An 18,574-nucleotide genomic window follows, 5' to 3' on the forward strand; every position below is an offset into this window, starting at 1 on the left:
CCATGTGTCGAGACCCGGCTGGCGACCGAAGGCAGTCAGGCCCACGCCGGACACGAAGGCGGTCACGGAACGATCGCCGTGCGCGCCACCGAGCGCCCTTCGCCGGCGCGCAGGGCCTCTAGCACTTCGTCGAGTGCGTACGTGGTGGCGGACAGCTCGTCGAACGGATGGGCATCGATCCTTCGCGCCAGGAACTCGACAGCCCGGTGCAAGTACCAGGGGTGGTATCGCAGGACTCCGCGAATCGTGAGGCTCCGGCGGGTCACCATGCCCGGTGCAATCTCGACTGTGTTGTCCGCATTGAGGTTGCCGACCGACGCGATCTGGCCACCGACCCGAGCGAGGTCGATCGCCTCGACGAAGGCCTGAGGGTGTCCGGTGACCTCGAGGACGGCATCGGCACCCCGCCCGCCCGTGAGGGCTTGCACCGCGGCCACTCTCTCCGGCACTGTGGAGATCTCCGTCAGGTCGAGGGTCGACGTCGCACCGAAGCGCCGGGCCAGCTCGAGACGGTCGGCGACACCGTCGATCACGATGACGCCGATGCCTCGCTCGTGCGCCACGGCGGACGCGTACAAGCCCAGCCCTCCAGCACCCTGCACGACCAGTGTCTCCCCGGCTCGCAGGTCCAGCTCGTCAAGGGCGAACAACATCTGAGCGAGTCCACAATTGGCTCCTGCCACCGCGGCGTCGTCGACCTCGTCCGGCACCTTGTAGAAGAACTGCCCCGGCTGGACGTAGTAGTGGGTCGCAAATCCCGAGCGGAAATGCGGCGGTTCGGTCGGCGGAACTGCCCAGGAGGCCAGGCCGTTTTGGCACAGGTTGAACTCGCCGCGCAGGCACGCAGCACACCGGTGGCAGGTCAAGTAGTAGACCGCCACAACGCGGTCGCCGACCTCGACGGGCACACCCGCGAAATCGACGTCGACCCCGGCGCCCAAGGCAACCACCTCGCCGACGAACTCGTGACCCAGGCCGGCGTCCCGCAACGCGGCGCTTTCGTAGTGGAACTGGTGGACATCGCTCCCGCACACGTTGGCTCTTCGGATCCGGAGCACGAGCGCGCCGGGCTCAGGCTCGGGAACTTCGTATGACTGGATCTCGATCTGCTCGGGTCCGACCAGTGCTGCGATGCGCCCTTGTGACATGGGAGGAGGTCCTTTCGGTTGATCGTCTCGACCAACTAACCGCGCAAGCTCACTCGGTGCCTGTCCGACTTTGCGACGGTGTCGCAAACTGGGACGCCGTCGCGCCCCTAAGGCACCCCAGAGTCGAGATGTTGACGTACTCCACGTGGAAGGGAACGCGCTATGTCGCTGGGATTTGCCAAGAGGATGTGGGCTCTCGAAAGCCCGACGCTGACCGTCGATGCCGGCACCCTCATGTATGGACTAAGCGGTCAGCTGACGATCCCGATGCCCGTGTTCCTGATTGAGCACGCCAAGGGACTCGTGCTGTTCGACACGGGAATCGATCCTGACGCGATCGAGGACGCCGCGGGCGTCTTCGGCACCGAGCTCGCCGAGCTCCTGGGGATCGGGGGGACGGCCGACATGAGAGTCGACCGGCAGATCGAGTCGCTCGGCTATGCGACCAGCGACGTGACCCACGTCGTCGTGTCCCACATGCATTTCGACCATGCCGGCGGACTTCACCTGTTTCCCGAAGCCAAGTTCTACGTCGGACAGGGGGAGCTCGCCTTCGCGCACCGGCCCACACCGATCCAGGCCCCGTACTTCCCGAGCGCCGCTCAGCTCGAGCACACGCGTGTCTTCGAGTGGCGAGAGGTGCCCGGGATCGACCTCGACCTGTTCGGCGACGGCAGCCTGGTCATCTTGTCGATGCCCGGACACACCCCCGGCGAGCTGAGCCTCAAGGTCCGGCTCGCGTCACGCACGTTCATCCTGACCGGCGACGCCGTGCACCTACGCGCAGCGCTGCAGAACGAGTATCACTTCCCGGTCGACTCCGACACCAAGGCGGCCGTCGACACCCTCCGTCGCCTCAAGCGGATCCAAGAAGCGGAAGAGGCCACGGTCTGGATCAACCACGACCCGGACGACTGGGCCGAACTCAAGCGCGCTCCGTACGCGTACGAGTAGGGCGTCCGATCATGGCAGTTCTGGTCGACTATCGCTGCCCCGCTTGCGGCTCGGACGAGGAGCGGTGGGTGTCCAGCCCGCCGCCCTCGCACTCGGTGTGCGGCGCGTGTGGTGCTGAGTCGCGGCGCGTCTGGTCCCCCGTCGGCTTGTGCCGCTCAGTGGGCCTCTCCACCCCGCCGGCCGCAACCTCAGTGCCGCAGCCTCCCGGTTCGCCGTCTTTGGCCAGCAGGCTTCCGCATGTGCCCGGCCTCTGTCACCTCGATGAGAGCGCGGGGCGGATGCTCGTGGCCAAGATGCGCGGAGACACTCAGTCGGTCGAGAACGAGCACGCCCATCAGGAGAAGGTCGCCGCGCGGCGGCAGCCCACGATGGCGGACTTGGCTGCACACCAGCACACGCCTTCCCCGTCTTAGTCACGCACCCGCTCCAACCACGGGTCCGCAAAACGACCGGGCAGCCAGATGATCAGGCTGCCCGGTCGTTTCGCATCGTTTCAGCCGCGCGACGTCCTGCGGCCGAACATTCGTCGCACCCGGTCCAGGCTCTCGGCTGAGCTGACGAGCGCGAGGAGTGTGAGCCCGCCGGCGAACAGATAGCTGGCGCCGTCGGAGAGGCCGAGCACACTGACCAATGCCTGTGAGATAACAAGGATCAACCCACCGATCGCCGCGCCTACCAGGGTGCCCTGACCGCCGCTGAGCGCAGCACCGCCCAGTACGGGCGCCGCGATCGCCAGAAGCGTAAAGGAGTTGCCCGCGCTGGGATCACCGATGCCCACCTGAGCGGCCAGCAGAACCCCCGCCAACGAAGCGAGACACGCACACACGACGTAGCTGCCGGCGCGTAGCGGCATGATCCGTATCCCGAGTCGGCGGGCGTAGACCGTGTGGAGGCCGACCGCCCGCAGCCTGAGCCCAAACCCCGAGCGGCGCAGGACAACGTCAACGAGCACCAGGACGACCAGGAGTGCCATCAACGACAGCGGGACCGGTCCGACACGGTGCTCGATCAGGGTCGCGAGGTCCGGTGAGACGACTCCGCCGGCCGTCGGACGGAGCATCAGCGACACCCCAGACACAATGCCCAGCGTGGCGATCGTCGCGATCACGGCCGAGAGCCCAATCACCTCGACGAGCACGGCGTTGAGGATGCCCACACCCAGACCCACGGCGAGCACAACCAGGGCAGTCATCATCAATGCCCTGCCCTCACCACCACCCTGCAGCCAGAACGACGTCATGACGACGGCCAAGGTCATCGTGGAGCCGACGGATACGTCGATCCCCCCGATCATCAGCACGAAGTACTGCGCCGAGGCCACCGCTACCAGCGGGAGCGCGGCGAGCATAACGTTAAAGATGCTGATCTCGGTCAGGAAGGTGTCGTTCCTAGACTGAGTGAAGGCGCACAGCACAACGATGAACGACATCAATGCGGTCAGGCGTACCGCGTCGCTCGACGGCGCACGCCTGCGTCGCCGTGGCTTCGGGGCGACGGTGGTGCCGGCGCCTGGCTCGACGACCGTCGCCGGTGCCACGTCGGCGGCGTCAAGCTCGTGCTCGACGGCGAAAGCACCCACGATCGACTCCTCGGTCGCTTCGAGCCCGTCGATCTCCCGGGTCACCTTGCCCCTCGACATGACCAGAACCCGGTCACACAACCCGGCGAGCTCGGACGCGTCCGAGCTCACCACGACGACGGCGCTGCCAGCATCCGCGATCTCGCGCAGAAAGCGATAGATGTCGAGCCGCGAGCGTACGTCCACGCCCTGCGTCGGCTCGTCGATCAGCACGACGCTCGGGCTCATGGCCAGGACCCGGCTCAGCGCCACCTTCTGCTGGTTGCCTCCCGAGAGCTCGTGCGGGCTCTGGCCAGGATGGCTAATCCTGATCCGGTAGCGGTCGACCGCGGTCGACACGTGTCGCCGTTCGCGTCCCGTTCGCATCATTCCCGCGTCGGACAGCTCATGGAGGACGCCGATGCCGAGGTTGTCGGCGATCGACAGATCGCCGAACAAGGATTCGGTTCGGCGGTCCGAGCTGAGATAGACAACTCCCACCTTGACCGCTTGCGCGTACTTCGTGACGCGCTGCCCGCGGACGTCAACTGTGCCGCTGACGTCGTCGCCGTGACAGGCGATGCTTCGCAGCAGGGGGACCTGACCATTGCCGTCCGCGCCCGCGATGCCGACGATCTGTCCGGCGTGCAGCTCGAGGTCGACAGGACCCAGGCCCACACCCGTCAGCCCGCGCGCGGACAGGACGGGGTCGTTCGCCACGCTCCCGGTCCGGTCGGGGAATTCCATGTCCACCTGCGTGCCGGCCATAAGCTCGACGAGCTCGTGTGTCGTGACCGCAGCGGCCGCGTACGTCCCCTGGAATGCCCCGTCACGCAGAACCGTGACGGCGTCGGCGACCCGCATCACCTCCGAGAGGCGGTGGGTGACGAACAGCACGGCCGAACCTGACGCGGCTACCTCGCGCATCAGGTCGAGGACGATGTCGACGCCTCGTGCGTCCAAGGCGGAGGTCGCTTCGTCGAGGATCAGCAACGTCGGTCGTCGCGCGACAGCCCGGAATATCTCGACGAGCTGTCGGTCCCCAGGCGGCAACTGCGAGGCTGGCAGCATCACATCGACGTCGAAGCCGAACCGGCCCAGCAGGTCGCTCGCCCACGCGGTGATCCGGTGATAGGGAGGCCGGTCCTCGGGCGCAGCGCCGAGGTACAGGTTGCGGGCCACCGACAGCTCCCCGATCAGGGAACCGTCCTGGAAGACCGTCACGGCGCCCCTGGCCTGCGCGCCGCGCGGCTCGGCGCGGACAAGCTCGGAGCCGTCGATCACGACAGACCCGGTGTCGGGAGCCACCGTCCCGCTGACGATCCCGACGAACGTCGACTTGCCGGAGCCGTTCTCGCCGACGAGCGCGTGGATCTCACCTTGTATCAGAGCGAGGCTCATGTCGGACAACGCCGTGACGCTGCCGTAACGTTTCGATAGTCCTGACGTAGTGAGCAGGTGGTGCTTGTCCCCGGCCGAGGACTCCACCTCTGGCGGGTCGCTGAAGGCGGTGTCAGACATGTGGGACTCCTTGTCCATAGAAGACGACGGGGAGGGGCTGGCGCACAGCCCCTCCCCTGGGCTAGCCGCGAGGCCAGCCCGTCGTGGGCTTACTTGCCGAGGATCTGCTTGACCAGCGAGTCAGGCACCAGCAGCGTGGGGCCGGGGTAGTCGGTCGGGCGATCCGACGCATAGACGCCCTTAGCCGCCTTGACGAACGGGATCGGCACGCTGATGTTGGGCGTCACCTTGCCGCCGTCCAGTCGCGTCATCACGGCCGTGAGCGACGCCCGGGCCATCCAGTTCAATCCGCTGGTGTAGTAGAGGTCGAAGGCCTTGTCCGTACCCTGTCGCTCGTTCCACGCCTTAAAGAGCCCGTTGTTCGACGTGATCGTGATCAGGTCCGGGGTCTTCTTGCCGGCCTTCTCGTAGGCCGACACGACCTGGGGCAGAGGGTCTGCGTAGTCGTTGAAGATGCCCGCATAGTCCTTGCCGGAGCTGACCAGTGCGGCCGCCGCCTTGTAGGTGCCGGCAGGCGTCCAGTCGGTATCGAGCTTGGTGCCGATCGCGACTGAGGTGCCCTTGATCTTGTCGCCGAGGCACTTGTTCCATGCAGCGCCCTGAGGATTGCCCGGCGTGCCATTGAGAAGCGCGATCTGTCCGTCGATCTTGAAGTCGTCGACCGCGATGTCGGCCATCGAGTCGCCCGCCTGGCACTCGTCGAAGTGGACCTGGTTGGCGACCTGGTCCGGCTTGGCCCCAGGCACTCCGCCGACATACGTGGAGACGAAGGCTCCCTGCTTCTGGACCGCCGTGAACGCCGGGAGGGCGGCATCGCCGAAGTCGTTGTAGCCGACGATGGCCTTCGCCCCTTGTGCCCCGAGGCTGCGCACGTTCTGGAGGTACTTGTTGAGGTCGCCCGCAGCATCGGTCGAAATGATCCTTCCGATCTCTGGGTATGTCAGCGCCTGGAGGATGATCTCCATCTTCGTGAACTTCCGCCATGTGTTTTGGCCAAAGCCGTCCGCAATGCCCAGCGTTACGTCACCGCTTCCGATGTCACACGTCGTCGCCTTCCAGCACTTGTAGGCCGTCGCCAGTTGGTCGTCCGTGAGGTCGAGGGCGGCGTGCCGGAACGCCAGCTGGATCGCAGGGTCCATGTCCGCGACTGGGCCGTCGGAGCCGAGCGCCTGGTTAGCCACAGCCTGCACCGCCGGATCGGTGATCTTCGGCAGGGAGACCTTGTCACCGCTGGTCCCCTTGTCGTCACCCGACGAGCTGTCGGAGCTACAGGCGCTAAGACCCAGAGACAGCGAGAGCACGAGTGCCGACAGCACAGCCCCTCTGGTCGAGCGACGGGCCCCTGGTTTGAGCACTGTGTTTCGCATTGCTTACTCCTGACTTTCCTGATGTTGAGCCGGGCCCTCGGTGGACCCGACGAGGATGTCGCCGCGGTGGAACGGCGTGAGCCATCGGATGTTGCGCCGACTGGTGACCACGGCGGCGAGACCGACAGCGAGCACGCCGCCCTGAACGGCGAGACTGAGCCCCGATGAGAGCCCTCGGACCCTGAATACGAAGTCGAGGACGATGATGAACACGGCGCCGAAGAACGTGCCGGCCACCTTGACCCGTCCACCCGCGATCGACGCACCTCCGAGGACGACAGCCACGATGGACGTCAGCAGGTAGGGGTCGCCGAAGGTGAGATCCGGCGTGTTGACCTGACCGGCCAGAAGCAGGGCTCCGACGGCGACTAGCACGGACCCGGTCATCCAGGCGACGATGCGCTGACGGGTCGCCGCCAGTCCGCTGTAGTCCGCCGCCGCCCTTGCCACGCTGCTCGCCGACACCGTGCGGCCTGTTACGTGGTAGCGCAGCCACGCCGCGGTGAGCACGCAGACGAGTGCGGCGAGGACCAGGATGACACTGACCCCGAGGAGGCTGCCCCGGGCGAAGTCTGACAAGTTGCGCGGGACGGTCGAGACTGACGGCACGGGCCCTCTGTACATCCGGGTCAGGCCTGCGATCAGCTGTCCGGTGGCCAGTGTCACGACCAAGGAGTTCAGGTGCAGGACCTCTACGAGAAATCCGTTGACGAACCCGATCGCCATGCACACGAGCAGACAGGCGACGACAGCCCGAGACAGGTGGGCGTCAGACCCGTCCGACGCCTTGAGCACGACGACGCCGACCAGGGTCATGGTCGCCGGGATGCTCAGGTCAATCCCACCTGTGCCGATCACGAACGCCTGCCCGAGCGAGACGAGGATCATGACGCCGATGACCGGTGTCAGAGTCGACGTGCTGGCCTTCTCGAAGACGTTGACCTGGAGGAGGACGACCGACGCGACCACCAGTGCGACATTCGCCAGGATGATGCCGCGCGCCGGGAGCCGGAGGCGACGCCCCGTCCGGAAGGACGCTCCTGCAGGCGCTTTGGTGGTGGTGGACATGCGGGTCCCTCTCGACGATCTGTGTGACGCGGGCCACTGTGCCCACGCGAAACCTGAAGGTAGCTAGGACGCCGGCCTCGGCACCGTGTCACTTTGAGACATGCCTCACGACACGTCGTCGACCCCGCAGCGACAGCAGGAAACGCCGACCCGAGAGAGCCTCGGATCGGCGCCTGTGCGAGCCCTTAGTCTCGCTATTCCTCGGGTGCCGTCCGCGCCACCACGACGGCATCTGCCACGACCGCCCTCGTCCCGCCGTGGTCGCGAACGAGCAGGACCGGGTTCGCGTCGAGGCTGTCGACCTGACCGTCCCGGTCCGTCATGAGCTCCCCCACCCCGATGACAAGGTCGACCCATGCGGTCACGTCGGTCGGCGGCTCGCCGCGGACACCGTCGAGCAGCGGCGCCATGCGCAGGCTCCGGATCGCAGTCTCCACCTCCTGCCGGCCGAACGGTGGCACGAGCGTCGCGAAGTCGGGCACCGCCTCGATGTACTTGCCCCCGGCGCCCAGCATGACGACCGCCCCGAGGCTCGGATCGCGGTGGGCACCCACCATTACTTCAAAGGCGGCATCCAGCATCGGCTCCACGAGGAGCCCGTCGACCTTTAGGTCGTGATCCTTCATGGCCGCCAGGATGTCCCTCGCCGCCGCTGCGACGTCGTGCCCGGTCTCGCAGCCCAGCCTGACCAATCCGAGGTCGGACTTGTGCGAGACGGCCGTCGTGCAGCCCTTGACGACCACCGGACGCCGCCCGAGAGCATCGAAGGCCTCAACCGCACCAGTGGCGTCGTCGACGAGTACGTGCTCGACGACGTCGCCGCACCTTTCGAGGATTGTGAGGCTGTCGTGCTCGTTGAGCAGAGGAGAGCGCTCGGCCGGACGACGCAGGTCGACTGGTCCTCGGTCGCGTGCCGCCGCTATCGCCCGCCGATGGCGCAGGTAGCCCGATAGCGACCGGAGCGCGTCATCGTCGTCGCCATAGACGGTGAGGCCCTTCGACCGAAAGAGCCCCGCCACCTCTGGCTGCGGGCTCACGACGACGAACGGTCGCCGGATCCGCCGGGCGAAGACTCGGGCCGCGGACGCGAACTCGTCAACGTTGTAGCCGCGGCCTGCGACGGGGAGGCTCAAGAGGAACACATCCGGGCCGGAGTCTTCCGTGAAGCAATCGAGCACGCGGCGCACGAGGGAGCTGTCTTTGAGCAACATCCCGGTGATGTCGATCGGGTTGGCCCACGAGGCGAACGACGGGAGTGCGTCCGCCAGTGCATGCTTGGTCCGGTCGTCCAAGGTGGCTAGCGGCAACCCGTACGTCGACGCGTGGTCCGACGCCAGGACGCAGACGCCCCCCGAGTTGCTGACTATGGCCAGCCGATCGCCCGTTACCTCAGCCCCCGTGTCGTTCAGATAGAGCTGCACGCAGTCGGCGAGCTCAGTCATCGACCGGACCGTCCGAACTCCGAGCTTCTCGAGGAAGGCCTCCACGACGACCTTTTCGCTCGCGAGCGAACCGGTGTGAGACTGCGCTGCACGCGCACCATCGGCGCTGCTGCCTCCCACCAGAGCCACGATGGGCACGCCATGCGCGACAGACGCGCTCGCGGCTCGCTCAAACGCGTTCGCGTCGGCGATGCCCTCGATGTAGAGCAGGATCAGCCGCAGCTCCGGATCTGTGGCGGCGGCCGCGACGAGCTCGCTGGCGCTGGTGTCCGCATCATTGCCCGTGCCGTGCACGTATCTGATTCCGATCCCACGGTGGCGCAGCAGGCCGTAGGCGATGGCCGACATCGCCCCGCTCTGGCTGATCAGCGCGACGGGGCCGTCCATCGGCTCGATCTGCAAGAACATCGTCGAGAACGACAGCACGGCACCGCTGCCGAAGTTCGCGAGCCCGTGCGCGTTGGGGCCCACAAGCCGCATGCCAGAGGCTTTGGCAAGGGCCACCATCTCCTCCTGCATCGCACGACCTTCTGGCTCGTGCGTCTCGGCGAACCCCGACGCGAGGACCACGCATCCCTTGACCCCGGCCGCCGCGCTCTGCCGCACGGCGTCGACAGCCTTCTGCCCCGGCACCGCAATTACCGTGACGTCAGGGACGCTGGGCAGCGAGGCTACGTCCGGATAGGCCGGCAGGCCTTGCACGGTCGCTCGCGCCGGGTTAATGGGGAACACGTCTCCGTCGAATCCGAAAGACTTGAGGAAGTGAATAGGGCGGCCACCCACCTTGTCGACGCTGTCGGAGGCGCCAAAGACCGCCACCGACCGAGGGTGATGCAGTGCATCGAGCTGCGAGTCACTCAAGAGACTCGTCCGATCGACACATACTTGACCTCAAGGAACTCGTCCAGCCCGAGAGCCCCCGCCTCGCGGCCGATCCCGCTCTCCTTCATCCCACCGAACGGTGCCTGGACAGCCGAGATCATCGCGTCGTTGACCCCCACGATGCCAAACTCCAATTGCTCGGAGACCCGGATGGCACGATTCAGGTCGGCTGTGAAGAAGTAGGCAGAGAGCCCGAACGGCGTGTTGTTGGCCTCCGCCACGACCTCTGCCTCGTCGGTGAACGTGATGATCGGGGCGACAGGACCGAACGTCTCCTCCTGCGCCACGAGCATCGTGCTATCGACCCCCGTGAGCAGTGTCGGCTCGTAGAACTGATCGGAGTCCAGGCCCGGCCCTGTCGCTCGCGCACCACCTGTGACGAGGGTGGCTCCCTTGTCTAGGGCGTCACTGACGTGCCGCTCGACCTTCTCGACGCCTGCTTGTGCGACCAGTGGGCCGACCGACGTCCCCTGCTCGAGGCCGTGGCCCAGCGAGAGCCGTTCTATCGCCCGCCTCAGACGCACTGTGAACTCTTCAACGACGCCCTCCTGCACGAAGATTCGGTTGACCGAGATGCAGACCTGACCCATATTGCGAAACTTCGAGGCCATCGTCTCCTCGACCGCGGCATCGAGGTCGGCGTCATCGAACACGATGAGTGGAGCATGTCCGCCGAGCTCGAGGGAAACTCTCTTCATGGTGTCGGCTGCTCCGCGCATCAGGGCTTTCCCGACCGCAGTCGAGCCTGTGAAGGAAATCGCCCGCACACGTTCATCGGCCATCACGGTGTTCGCGAAAACGTGGGGCTCCGGCGAGCACAGCACCGAGAAGACACCCGGCGGCAGGCCCGCGTCCTCGAAGCATCGGGCTACTTCGAGGCAGGACAGCGGGGTGAGCTCGGACGGCTTCGCGATCATCGTGCACCCGGCGGCCAGCGCAGCTCCCAGCTTCCGAATGATCTGGACGTTGGGGAAGTTCCACGGCGTGATGGCAGCCGTCACGCCGATCGGCTGCTTAAGCAGCATGATCCGCTTAGACGAGGCCGTCGGCGGGAGCGTCGACCCGTTGACGCGCCTGCCCTCCTCCGCGAACCACTCAAGGAATCCGACCCCGTACGTGATTTCTCCAACGGCTTGGGCGAGCGGCTTGCCTTGTTCCCTGGTCAGCAGGTTTGCCAGTTCGTCCTTTCGGTTGCTCATAATCGCCGCAGCCCGACGGATGATGTCGGAGCGTTCGAGCGCCGTCATGGCTGCCCATGTGTCCTGCACGGCGGCTGCTGCGTCAATCGCGGCGCTTACGTCCTCGGTTGTCGCGATCGCAACCTCTCCGACCAAGCCCCCCGTCGCGGGGTCGTAGACACCGAAGGTGCCGGCGGACGACGGTTCCTGCCAACGACCCCCTACGTAATTGCTCCAGATCTTGTCGGACATGTGTCCATCCCTTCTGAGGTGGGTTCGCTGATCGAGCGCGCATGAAGCATGGCTCAGCGCGGCCACGACCTTGGACCATCTCACCCCAGCGACGCAGGCCGAGGATGGCCCAGTTTGAGACACCGCCGCGAGCGAAGATCGACCCCGGCGCTACTAGGCGACTTCGCTCAGAGAGCGACTCCGAGTAACGGCTACGCGGTCGGCCCCGCAAATCAGGCCATCCGCTGACTCGAGCTCTGCGAGATACGGCTAGGTTCGGCCATGTTCAAGCGGCGGCGCGACATGTCACTGATTGAGGTGTATGACGCTCGTGAAGGTTCTGGCCAGGTAATCGCAGAGCTTGTCAGACCCGCGAAGTGACAGTGTTCGGGAAACCAGAGCAGCCACAATCGACTCCGCTTACAGTCCGCCCTGCCTGGTAGTACCTGGTTCTGCTGCGAGCGACTCAGCAATCGTCTGATCGCTCCACCCACGAATCGATTCGGCCTGCTCCCGGGTTAGAGGGTCGATGAAAATCTGTCTCAACGACCACAGCTGATCAGTTGTGTACCGTAATTCGGAACGCGGATGATTTGATCTCCCGGTCGATCGGTACCCAAGACGCGGCAAGCCTCAGCGCGACCCACGTAGATGCGGCGTCAACGCTCGTAGGGAGCCCCTACGAGCTGCGCCGGCCCATAGCCCTGCGCCATACGCGGCGTCGTCCAGGCGCAAGGCGATGGCGAAGCGGAGCGGGTCGAGTTCGGGCCTGAGCCGGCGCCACTCGATGACCGTGTCGGCGGCGGCAGCAACGACCAGCGCGCGCCGCAACCGCGGAGAGAACGTCGCGCCGACAGCTGCGGCCGGCCACCAGTGCCGGAGCAGGAGATGCATGAGCTGAGCCAGGGTGGACGAGACGCCGAGCACCGTCAGCTCGCCGGCCGTGCGCAACGGACGATCGCTGCCACGCAGCGACCTCGACAACCGCCAGGCCATCGCACCCGAGAGCAATCCCGTCGCGGGCAACGACCAGCGCCGCTGCGCCAGGACTGCGACCGCGGTCGCCGCGCCGATCGGCGTGAGCACAGCGGGCGCCACCGTGGAACCGTGACGATCGGCCAGTGACGCCGCTCCGGTGCCGTAGAACGCCTTGCGGTGCAGCCAGCTGCGCAGCGAGGTGCGGTGGTCGTGTCTGGCGACGACGTTGGCGTCGTACCGGATTCGCCACCCCTCGGCGTCGAGTCGCCAGACGAGGTCGACGTCCTCCCCCACCGCCATCGATGCGTCGAAGCCGTCGCCGAGCGCGGCGACGCGTGCCATCACCACGGCCGACGGCACCCAGGAGATGGTCGACCGCGGGCGTACGAGTGCCGAGTCGCGACCAAGGTCGAGCGACGAGCGTGCGGCTTCGTAGCGGCCGATCCAGGAGTCGTCGGGGTCGAGGCCAAGGATCCGCGGTGCGGCCATCGCGACCTGCGGATCGTGCAGGTGTCGAAGCAGTCGACCGATGGAGTCGGAATCGACCACGACGTCGGAGTCGACGAAGGCGACGTACGGCGTGGTCACCTCACGCAGGCCCGTGTTGCGGGCGCCGGCCGGACCGAGGTTGCGGCTCAACGGGATGAGTTCGGCGCCGTGACGTGCGGCGACGCGAGCCGTGCGTTCAGGGTGAATGGAGGCGTCGTCCACCACGATCGCCCTCATCGCGCCGCCGAGGCTCATCAGCAGGCGATCCAGTCCCGCCGGGCGATCACGAACCGGGATGACGCAGGTGACCTGGTCGAGGCCGATTGGCGCCAGCAAGGCGGTGACGGGTTCGGCCATCCCGGAGTCCAGAAGCTGATCGGCGAGCCGACCCGTCGTGGTGCCGGTGACGACGAGCGTCCCATCGCGCATGAGGTCCTGGGCATGCGCACTCAGGTGGTTGACCCGGATCGGTGCGCCGCCGATCAAGGTGCGCCCGTGGTCGCGCACGCGTACGCCCGGCGCAAGCCGGACGGCGAAACCGGCTGGGAGCGTCATGAGCCGAATCCACCGTCGGCCGAGACCACGGAACCGTTGAGCGCGGCCCCTTCGATGGAGCAGCACAGCGCGATGGTGGCGGCGATCTCCGATGGCTCGAGCACACGCCGCAGGAGCTGTGACGATGCGAGCTCCTCGGAATCGGCCAGGTCGTAGATGGCGGCGGTGGCGTCGAGCATGCGCGTACGTGTGGAGCCCGGTGAGACCGCGCAGGCGGTCACCCCGGTGCCGACGAGGTCGGCCGCGAGGCCCTTCACGAGTCCGATGACGGCGTGCTTGGCGACGTTGTAGGCGGCCAGGTGGAACAGCCCGTGGCTCCCGGCGGCGGAGGCGATCGCGACGAAGCGGCCACCGGACGGGTCGGGCCCCGCGAGGAGGTGAGGGATCGTCACGGCAGCGGTGTTCCAGACCCCTTTGACGTCGACGTCCCACTGGCTGTCCAGGTGCGAGTCGGGGCTCTCCCACAGCGGCGAGCCGCCGGCGATGACCGCGGCGGCGGCGACCGCGGCGTCGAGCCGGCCGAACGCGTCGACCCCGTCGGCGGCGACCGCCGCCAGGGCATCCCGGTCGCGTACGTCGGCGACTCGGACGAGCACCTGGTCAGGGAACTCCGCGGCCACTGCATCGAGCTCGGCGCGGGTGGCGAGTGCGTACGCGACACCGTCGGGCACGTCGTCGCCGGCGCACGAGTCGACCGCGACGACGCGATAGCCGTCGCGACACAGGGTCCGTACGACCTCCGCACCGATGCCGCGAGCGGCTCCGGTGACCAGGGCGACGCGGCTCATGCGCGTACGCCGATCGATGACCGCAAGAGCATGCCGCGGGCATCCGGAGCACCATCACGTATGCGCTGCAGAGCGTCGGCCGTCATCTCGGCGAGCACCCGCTCACCCATCTCGGCGGACGCCCCGGTGGGATCGCCGAGCACACCATTGGGCGAGACGGCGCCGACGCCACCAGCCATGAGCAACGGCATGATGTCGGCGAGCGGCCTGGTCTCCCCCGGCTCGGCCTGTTCGAGGCGTACGGAATCCGGGCGCAGGTGCAGCATCAGCGACGTCTCCGTGATCCCGGCGTGCAGGTCGACGGACTCGGTCGCGCACGGGACCCAGCCGACCGCGTGCTGCTCGGCGAGCATCTGGAAGACCGCCTTCGAGAGCGCCGCGACGTTGCCGCCATGGGCATTGACGAACACGATCCGGCCTGCCCATGCGCTCATCGACCTCACGAGCTCGATCACCGTGAGCCGCAGCACTTCCGTGCCGACGGAGCTCGTCCCCGCAAAGCCTTGATGCTCACCGCTCGAGCCGTAGCTGAGCGGGGGCGCCACCACGGTCGAGTCCCCAAGCTTGCGGGCAACCGCCTCGGCCACGGCGACCGCGATCGTCGCGTCGGTGTCGAGCGGCAGGTGCGGGCCGTGCTGCTCGATCGAGCCGACCGGCACCAGCACGAGCGGACGTGCGTCCACGTCGGGCCAGGTCAGGTCGGCGAGCTTCATGAGACCGGGCGGCCCAACGTACGGGCGAATCCATCGGCGATGACGAGGTGCTCGGGGGTCAGCTCGTGGATCGAGGACACGCCGAGCCCGAGCAGGGCGGAGTCGATGCCGCTTCGCAGGACGTCGAGGACGTTCTCGACGCCGGGCTGGCCGTTGGCGGCGAGGCCCCACAGGTATGCCCGGCCGATCATCACCGCGCGGGCGCCGAGGGCGACGGCCTTGACGACGTCGCTGCCGCGTCGGATGCCACCGTCGAGCAGGACCTCGATGTCGTCACCAACCGCCTCGGCGATCGCGGGAAGCACGCGGATCGGCGCGGGGGTGCCGTCGAGGTTGTTGCCGCCGTGGTTGGACACCGAGATCGCGGTGACCCCGGCGTCGACTGCTCGGAGCGCGTCGTCGACCCGGCAGACACCCTTGAGCATGAACGGGCCGCCCCATTCCTGGCGCATCCACTCCACGTCCTCCCACGACGGCGGGGTCGTGGTCATCCACTCGTAGTAGGCACCGAAGAAGGTCGGGCCCTTCGCCTCACCGGGGGCGGCCAGGTTGGGTGCCGTGAGGTCGGGGAGGTTGCCGGCAAACGACTTGAGCCAGCGGGGCTTGCGCAGCACCTGCGGCGCGAACTTCAGGGCGGTCTTGAAGTCGACCTTCTCCGGGATCTCGGGACTCCCCCAGTCGCGCCCCATCGAGAACGACCAGTCGAGCGTCGCGATCAGGCCGACAGCGCCGGCGGCTCGGGCCCGGTCCATGCGCTGGATCATGACGTCGCGTTCGCCGGTCCAGTACATCTGGAAGAACGTCGCGGGGTTGGCCGCGACGACCTCCTCCACCGATCGGCTGGCGAAGTTGCTGAGCCCGATGACTGTGCCACGCGCCGCTGCGGCCCGGGCGACGGCGACCTCACCATCCGGGTGCACCGCCTGTACGCCAGTGGGCGACATGATGACCGGCAGCGAGATGTCCTGGCCCATGACCGTGGTGGCCTGATCGCGCTTGGCCTGGTGCCCGGCCACGTGAGGCGCGAAGCCGAGCTCCATGAACGCGGCCTCGTTGTCGGCCATCGACTGACCCCGTTCGGAGCCGGCGACCAGGGCGCCGTAGACCGACGACGGCAGGCGCTTCTTGGCCCGCTGCTGCGCGACGGCGACGGACTCGAACCAGGGGTTCTTGGCCCAAGGATTCTTCGACATGGTTCTCTCTCGGTTCAGAGCCGGAAGCCGGCGAGGGGGTTTTCTGCGCACGCGGAGACCGGTGGTGCCTCGAGGTCCTCACGGCGGGTGAGGGTCAGCATGACCGGCTGGTTACGTCCGGGGGTGGTCCGTGAGTGGTCCTGGCTGGCGGCCGGGATCGTACGATCGCCGGCCAGGGCGCTCTCGCCGTAGCCCTGCACGCACTCCGGGTCGGGCCCGTCGAGCGGAAGCCCGGTGAAGAACTTGGCGGCCATGCAGCCGCCCCGGCACGAGTCGAAGAACTCACAGCTTGTGCAGGCGCCCGACGTCTGCGGTGAGCGGAGCTCCTGGAACAGCTCGGAGGTCTGCCACACCTGCTTGAATCCGCCGTCGGCCAACAGGTTGCCGGCGAGGAAGTTGTCGTGGATCGCGAACGGGCAGGCGTACACGTCGCCGATCGGGTCGATCAGGCACACCACTCGTCCGGCACCACACAGGTTGAGGCCCGGCAGCGACTCACCGAAGGCCGCAAGGTGGAAGAACGAGTCACCGGTCAGCACGTTGTCGCCGTTGGCCATCAGCCAGTCGTAGAGGATGCGCTGCTGCTCCGGCAGCGGGTGCAGCTCGTCCCACACGTCCGCGCCACGGCCCGACGGGCGCAGCCTGGTCAGGCGGAGCGTCGCGCCGTACTGGTCCGCGAGTGCCTTGAACTCGTCGAGCTGGGTCACGTTCTGGCGGGTCACGACGACGGAGATCTTGGCGTCCTTGAAGCCGGCGTCCTGCAGGTTCTGCAGCGCCGCGATCGCGGTGTCGTATGACCCGGGACCGCGCACATAGTCGTTGACCTCGGCGGTCGCACCGTCCAACGAGATCTGCACGTCGACGTAGTCCGTCGACGCTAGGAACGCCGCACGCTCAGGGTTGAGCCGAACGCCGTTCGTGGAGAACTTCACGCCGACGCTGCGGTCCACGGCGTACTGCAGCAGATGCCAGAAGTCCGGCCGGATCGTCGGCTCTCCCCCGCCGATGTTGACGTAGAACACCTGCATGCGCTGCAGCTCGTCGATGACCGCCTCGCACTGCTCGGTCGTGAGCTCGCGCGGGTCGCGCTTGCCCGACGAGGACAGGCAGTGCGCGCATGCCAGGTTGCAGGCATACGTGAGCTCCCACGTCAGGCAGATCGGTGCGTCGAGGCCGAACTCGAACTGGTTCACCAATGGGCCTGTAGTCGGACGGGCGACCGGCGTGCGTACGTCGTCGAGCAGGGTCATGCGGGGTTCCGTTCGAGGATCATGTTGGAGGCAGCGAGACCACGCAGCGCTTTCACGTATGTCGGCCAGTGCGCTGCAGGGATGGCAGCCTGGTTCAGTGCGGCGGCGACGGTCTCCGAGTCGCCAAGCGCTTTGACGACGTCGACGAGCTCCTGCTTCTTGAGGAACGTCAGCTTGCGGTTGCCGAAGTGATAGGCCAGCGCACCGAACGGCTCAGGCCGCAGCGCGACCGAGGCCGAGAGCGTCCAGGCCTCGTCCAGCATCGGATCGGCCATCAACGTAGTCATGGTCAGTAGACGCCGCACATGCCGTCGATCGACACCTCTTCGATGAGGTCCTCGGTCACCAGCTCGGCGTCATCGGTGGCGACGTTCTCGGTCGTGGGGTTCTCTGCCATGGCTCGCTCCTTCGCGTGTGATGTGACGTGGCCGATAGGTTATGGCACTCAGCGCCACAATGGAAGGCCTGTTAGATTCGCACCGTCATGAGCGCCTCTCGCACGCGGTCCCTAGGCCGCCCTTCGGCAACTGATCACGCCGCGATCGAGCGTGCCGCGTTCGCGCTGTTCGAGGCACAGGGGTTCGACGCCACGACGATGGAGCAGATCGCTGATGCCGTAGGAGTTGGCCGACGCACGCTGTTTCGCTACTTCCCATCCAAGAACGACATCCCGTGGGGACAGTTCGACCTGAGCCTCCAGCGCTTCCGTGAGCAGTTGGACGCCCTGCCGGACGACGTCCCGCTGCCAGAAGCGGTTCACGGATGCGTGGTCGCGTTCAACGAGTTCGACGAGGCGGCCCTGCCGCAGCACCGGATGCGGATGCGGCTGATCCTCACGACCCCCGCGCTGCAGGCCCACTCCGCGTTGCGCTACGAGGCATGGCGCGCGGTCATCAGCGAGTACGTCGCCCGCCGACTCGGAGAGTCCGCCGATAGCGCGGTTCCCCGGCTGGTCGGCCACGTGAGCCTCGCGCTTGCCGTGGCATCGTACGAGCGCTGGCTCGCACACCCCGAGCTACGACTCACCACCGTCCTCGCCGAATCCATGGCCGAGCTCAGGGCGTACCTCAACGCGCGCTCCTGATGTCCTTCTGGAACGCCACCGAGTCTGGACTTCCTGAATCGGCCGGCACGCCGGGGCACACGACCGCGGACCCAAACGCCTGAATTTTCGTGGAGCTTCTGACAAGGAGCGAACCCGCGACATCCATGGAGACGGATGATTCAGCGGCCGCGGCGTGCCGACACTCCAATTGCAT

At 67.0% G+C, this 18,574-nt stretch carries 15 protein-coding genes; 2 read left to right on the forward strand and 13 right to left on the reverse strand.

Annotated features, from left to right (window positions below; all coding sequences use genetic code 11):
* Positions 1–62 precede the first annotated feature (62 nt).
* Positions 63–1,148 carry a zinc-binding dehydrogenase gene (locus tag AC1DVU_RS00065; protein ID WP_476920379.1) on the reverse strand — a complete coding sequence of 362 codons (1,086 nt, stop codon included), beginning with the start codon at positions 1,146–1,148 and terminating at the stop codon, positions 63–65.
* Between the two features lie 186 nt (positions 1,149–1,334).
* Between AC1DVU_RS00065 and AC1DVU_RS00070 the strand changes: the two genes are divergently transcribed.
* On the forward strand, positions 1,335–2,102 hold the full coding sequence (locus tag AC1DVU_RS00070) for an N-acyl homoserine lactonase family protein (RefSeq protein WP_476920380.1): 768 nt from the start codon (positions 1,335–1,337) through the stop codon (positions 2,100–2,102).
* A 493-nt stretch (positions 2,103–2,595) separates the two neighbouring features.
* Here the strand turns inward: AC1DVU_RS00070 and AC1DVU_RS00075 are convergent, their stop codons facing one another.
* The 12 genes from AC1DVU_RS00075 to mftA all read right to left on the reverse strand — a co-directional run bounded on the left by AC1DVU_RS00075 (position 2,596) and on the right by mftA (position 17,712).
* Positions 2,596–5,181, reverse strand: a complete 2,586-nt coding sequence (locus tag AC1DVU_RS00075; protein ID WP_476920381.1) for an ATP-binding cassette domain-containing protein — start codon at positions 5,179–5,181, stop codon at positions 2,596–2,598.
* Between the two features lie 89 nt (positions 5,182–5,270).
* Positions 5,271–6,548, reverse strand: coding sequence for a substrate-binding domain-containing protein (locus AC1DVU_RS00080; RefSeq protein ID WP_476920382.1), 1,278 nt, complete (start codon positions 6,546–6,548; stop codon positions 5,271–5,273).
* A gap of 3 nt (positions 6,549–6,551) precedes the next feature.
* Entirely contained in the window at positions 6,552–7,616 is a 1,065-nt protein-coding gene (locus AC1DVU_RS00085; protein WP_476920383.1) for an ABC transporter permease, read from the reverse strand.
* Between the two features lie 194 nt (positions 7,617–7,810).
* Entirely contained in the window at positions 7,811–9,877 is a 2,067-nt protein-coding gene (locus AC1DVU_RS00090) for an acetate--CoA ligase family protein (protein WP_476920384.1), read from the reverse strand.
* Positions 9,878–9,915: 38 nt separating this feature from the next.
* Positions 9,916–11,436, reverse strand: a complete 1,521-nt coding sequence (locus AC1DVU_RS00095; RefSeq protein ID WP_476920385.1) for an NAD-dependent succinate-semialdehyde dehydrogenase — start codon at positions 11,434–11,436, stop codon at positions 9,916–9,918.
* A 546-nt stretch (positions 11,437–11,982) separates the two neighbouring features.
* The gene (gene mftF, locus AC1DVU_RS00100; protein WP_476920386.1) at positions 11,983–13,371 is read right to left on the reverse strand and encodes a mycofactocin biosynthesis glycosyltransferase MftF; all 1,389 of its coding nucleotides are present in this window, start codon (positions 13,369–13,371) and stop codon (positions 11,983–11,985) included.
* Positions 13,368–14,159, reverse strand: coding sequence for a mycofactocin-coupled SDR family oxidoreductase (locus AC1DVU_RS00105; RefSeq protein WP_476920387.1), 792 nt, complete (start codon positions 14,157–14,159; stop codon positions 13,368–13,370). The genes mftF and AC1DVU_RS00105 overlap by 4 nt, the downstream gene beginning before the upstream one ends.
* A complete protein-coding gene (gene mftE / locus AC1DVU_RS00110) occupies positions 14,156–14,872 on the reverse strand; it encodes a mycofactocin biosynthesis peptidyl-dipeptidase MftE (protein ID WP_476920388.1) in 717 nt (238 codons plus the stop codon). Before mftE ends, AC1DVU_RS00105 begins: the two co-directional genes overlap by 4 nt.
* Positions 14,869–16,065 (reverse strand): pre-mycofactocin synthase MftD, encoded by a 1,197-nt coding sequence (gene mftD, locus AC1DVU_RS00115; RefSeq protein ID WP_476920389.1) that lies wholly within the window; start codon positions 16,063–16,065, stop codon positions 14,869–14,871. The genes mftE and mftD overlap by 4 nt, the downstream gene beginning before the upstream one ends.
* A gap of 14 nt (positions 16,066–16,079) precedes the next feature.
* Positions 16,080–17,315 carry a mycofactocin radical SAM maturase gene (gene mftC, locus AC1DVU_RS00120; RefSeq protein WP_476920390.1) on the reverse strand — a complete coding sequence of 412 codons (1,236 nt, stop codon included), beginning with the start codon at positions 17,313–17,315 and terminating at the stop codon, positions 16,080–16,082.
* Positions 17,312–17,602, reverse strand: a complete 291-nt coding sequence (gene mftB, locus AC1DVU_RS00125) for a mycofactocin biosynthesis chaperone MftB (protein WP_476920391.1) — start codon at positions 17,600–17,602, stop codon at positions 17,312–17,314. Before mftB ends, mftC begins: the two co-directional genes overlap by 4 nt.
* Positions 17,603–17,604: 2 nt before the next feature.
* Positions 17,605–17,712 (reverse strand): mycofactocin precursor MftA, encoded by a 108-nt coding sequence (gene mftA, locus AC1DVU_RS00130; protein WP_476920392.1) that lies wholly within the window; start codon positions 17,710–17,712, stop codon positions 17,605–17,607.
* A gap of 87 nt (positions 17,713–17,799) precedes the next feature.
* On the opposite strand from mftA, the gene mftR reads away from it, so the two are divergent.
* Positions 17,800–18,399, forward strand: a complete 600-nt coding sequence (gene mftR, locus AC1DVU_RS00135) for a mycofactocin system transcriptional regulator (protein ID WP_476920393.1) — start codon at positions 17,800–17,802, stop codon at positions 18,397–18,399.
* Positions 18,400–18,574 lie beyond the last annotated feature (175 nt).

This window comes from Aeromicrobium sp. P2_G6, assembly GCF_056403535.1.

Bases quoted from the DNA above. Each gene is read 5' to 3' on its own strand.
- AC1DVU_RS00065 (WP_476920379.1), bottom strand. From the start codon at position 1,148: ATGTCACAAGGGCGCATCGCAGCACTGGTCGGACCCGAGCAGATCGAG.
- AC1DVU_RS00070 (WP_476920380.1), top strand. From the start codon at position 1,335: ATGTGGGCTCTCGAAAGCCCGACGCTGACCGTCGATGCCGGCACCCTC.
- AC1DVU_RS00075 (WP_476920381.1), bottom strand. From the start codon at position 5,181: ATGTCTGACACCGCCTTCAGCGACCCGCCAGAGGTGGAGTCCTCGGCC.
- AC1DVU_RS00080 (WP_476920382.1), bottom strand. From the start codon at position 6,548: ATGCGAAACACAGTGCTCAAACCAGGGGCCCGTCGCTCGACCAGAGGG.
- AC1DVU_RS00085 (WP_476920383.1), bottom strand. From the start codon at position 7,616: ATGTCCACCACCACCAAAGCGCCTGCAGGAGCGTCCTTCCGGACGGGG.
- mftF (WP_476920386.1), bottom strand. From the start codon at position 13,371: ATGACGCTCCCAGCCGGTTTCGCCGTCCGGCTTGCGCCGGGCGTACGC.
- AC1DVU_RS00105 (WP_476920387.1), bottom strand. From the start codon at position 14,159: ATGAGCCGCGTCGCCCTGGTCACCGGAGCCGCTCGCGGCATCGGTGCG.
- mftE (WP_476920388.1), bottom strand. From the start codon at position 14,872: ATGAAGCTCGCCGACCTGACCTGGCCCGACGTGGACGCACGTCCGCTC.
- mftD (WP_476920389.1), bottom strand. From the start codon at position 16,065: ATGTCGAAGAATCCTTGGGCCAAGAACCCCTGGTTCGAGTCCGTCGCC.
- mftC (WP_476920390.1), bottom strand. From the start codon at position 17,315: ATGACCCTGCTCGACGACGTACGCACGCCGGTCGCCCGTCCGACTACA.
- mftB (WP_476920391.1), bottom strand. From the start codon at position 17,602: ATGACTACGTTGATGGCCGATCCGATGCTGGACGAGGCCTGGACGCTC.
- mftA (WP_476920392.1), bottom strand. From the start codon at position 17,712: ATGGCAGAGAACCCCACGACCGAGAACGTCGCCACCGATGACGCCGAG.
- mftR (WP_476920393.1), top strand. From the start codon at position 17,800: ATGAGCGCCTCTCGCACGCGGTCCCTAGGCCGCCCTTCGGCAACTGAT.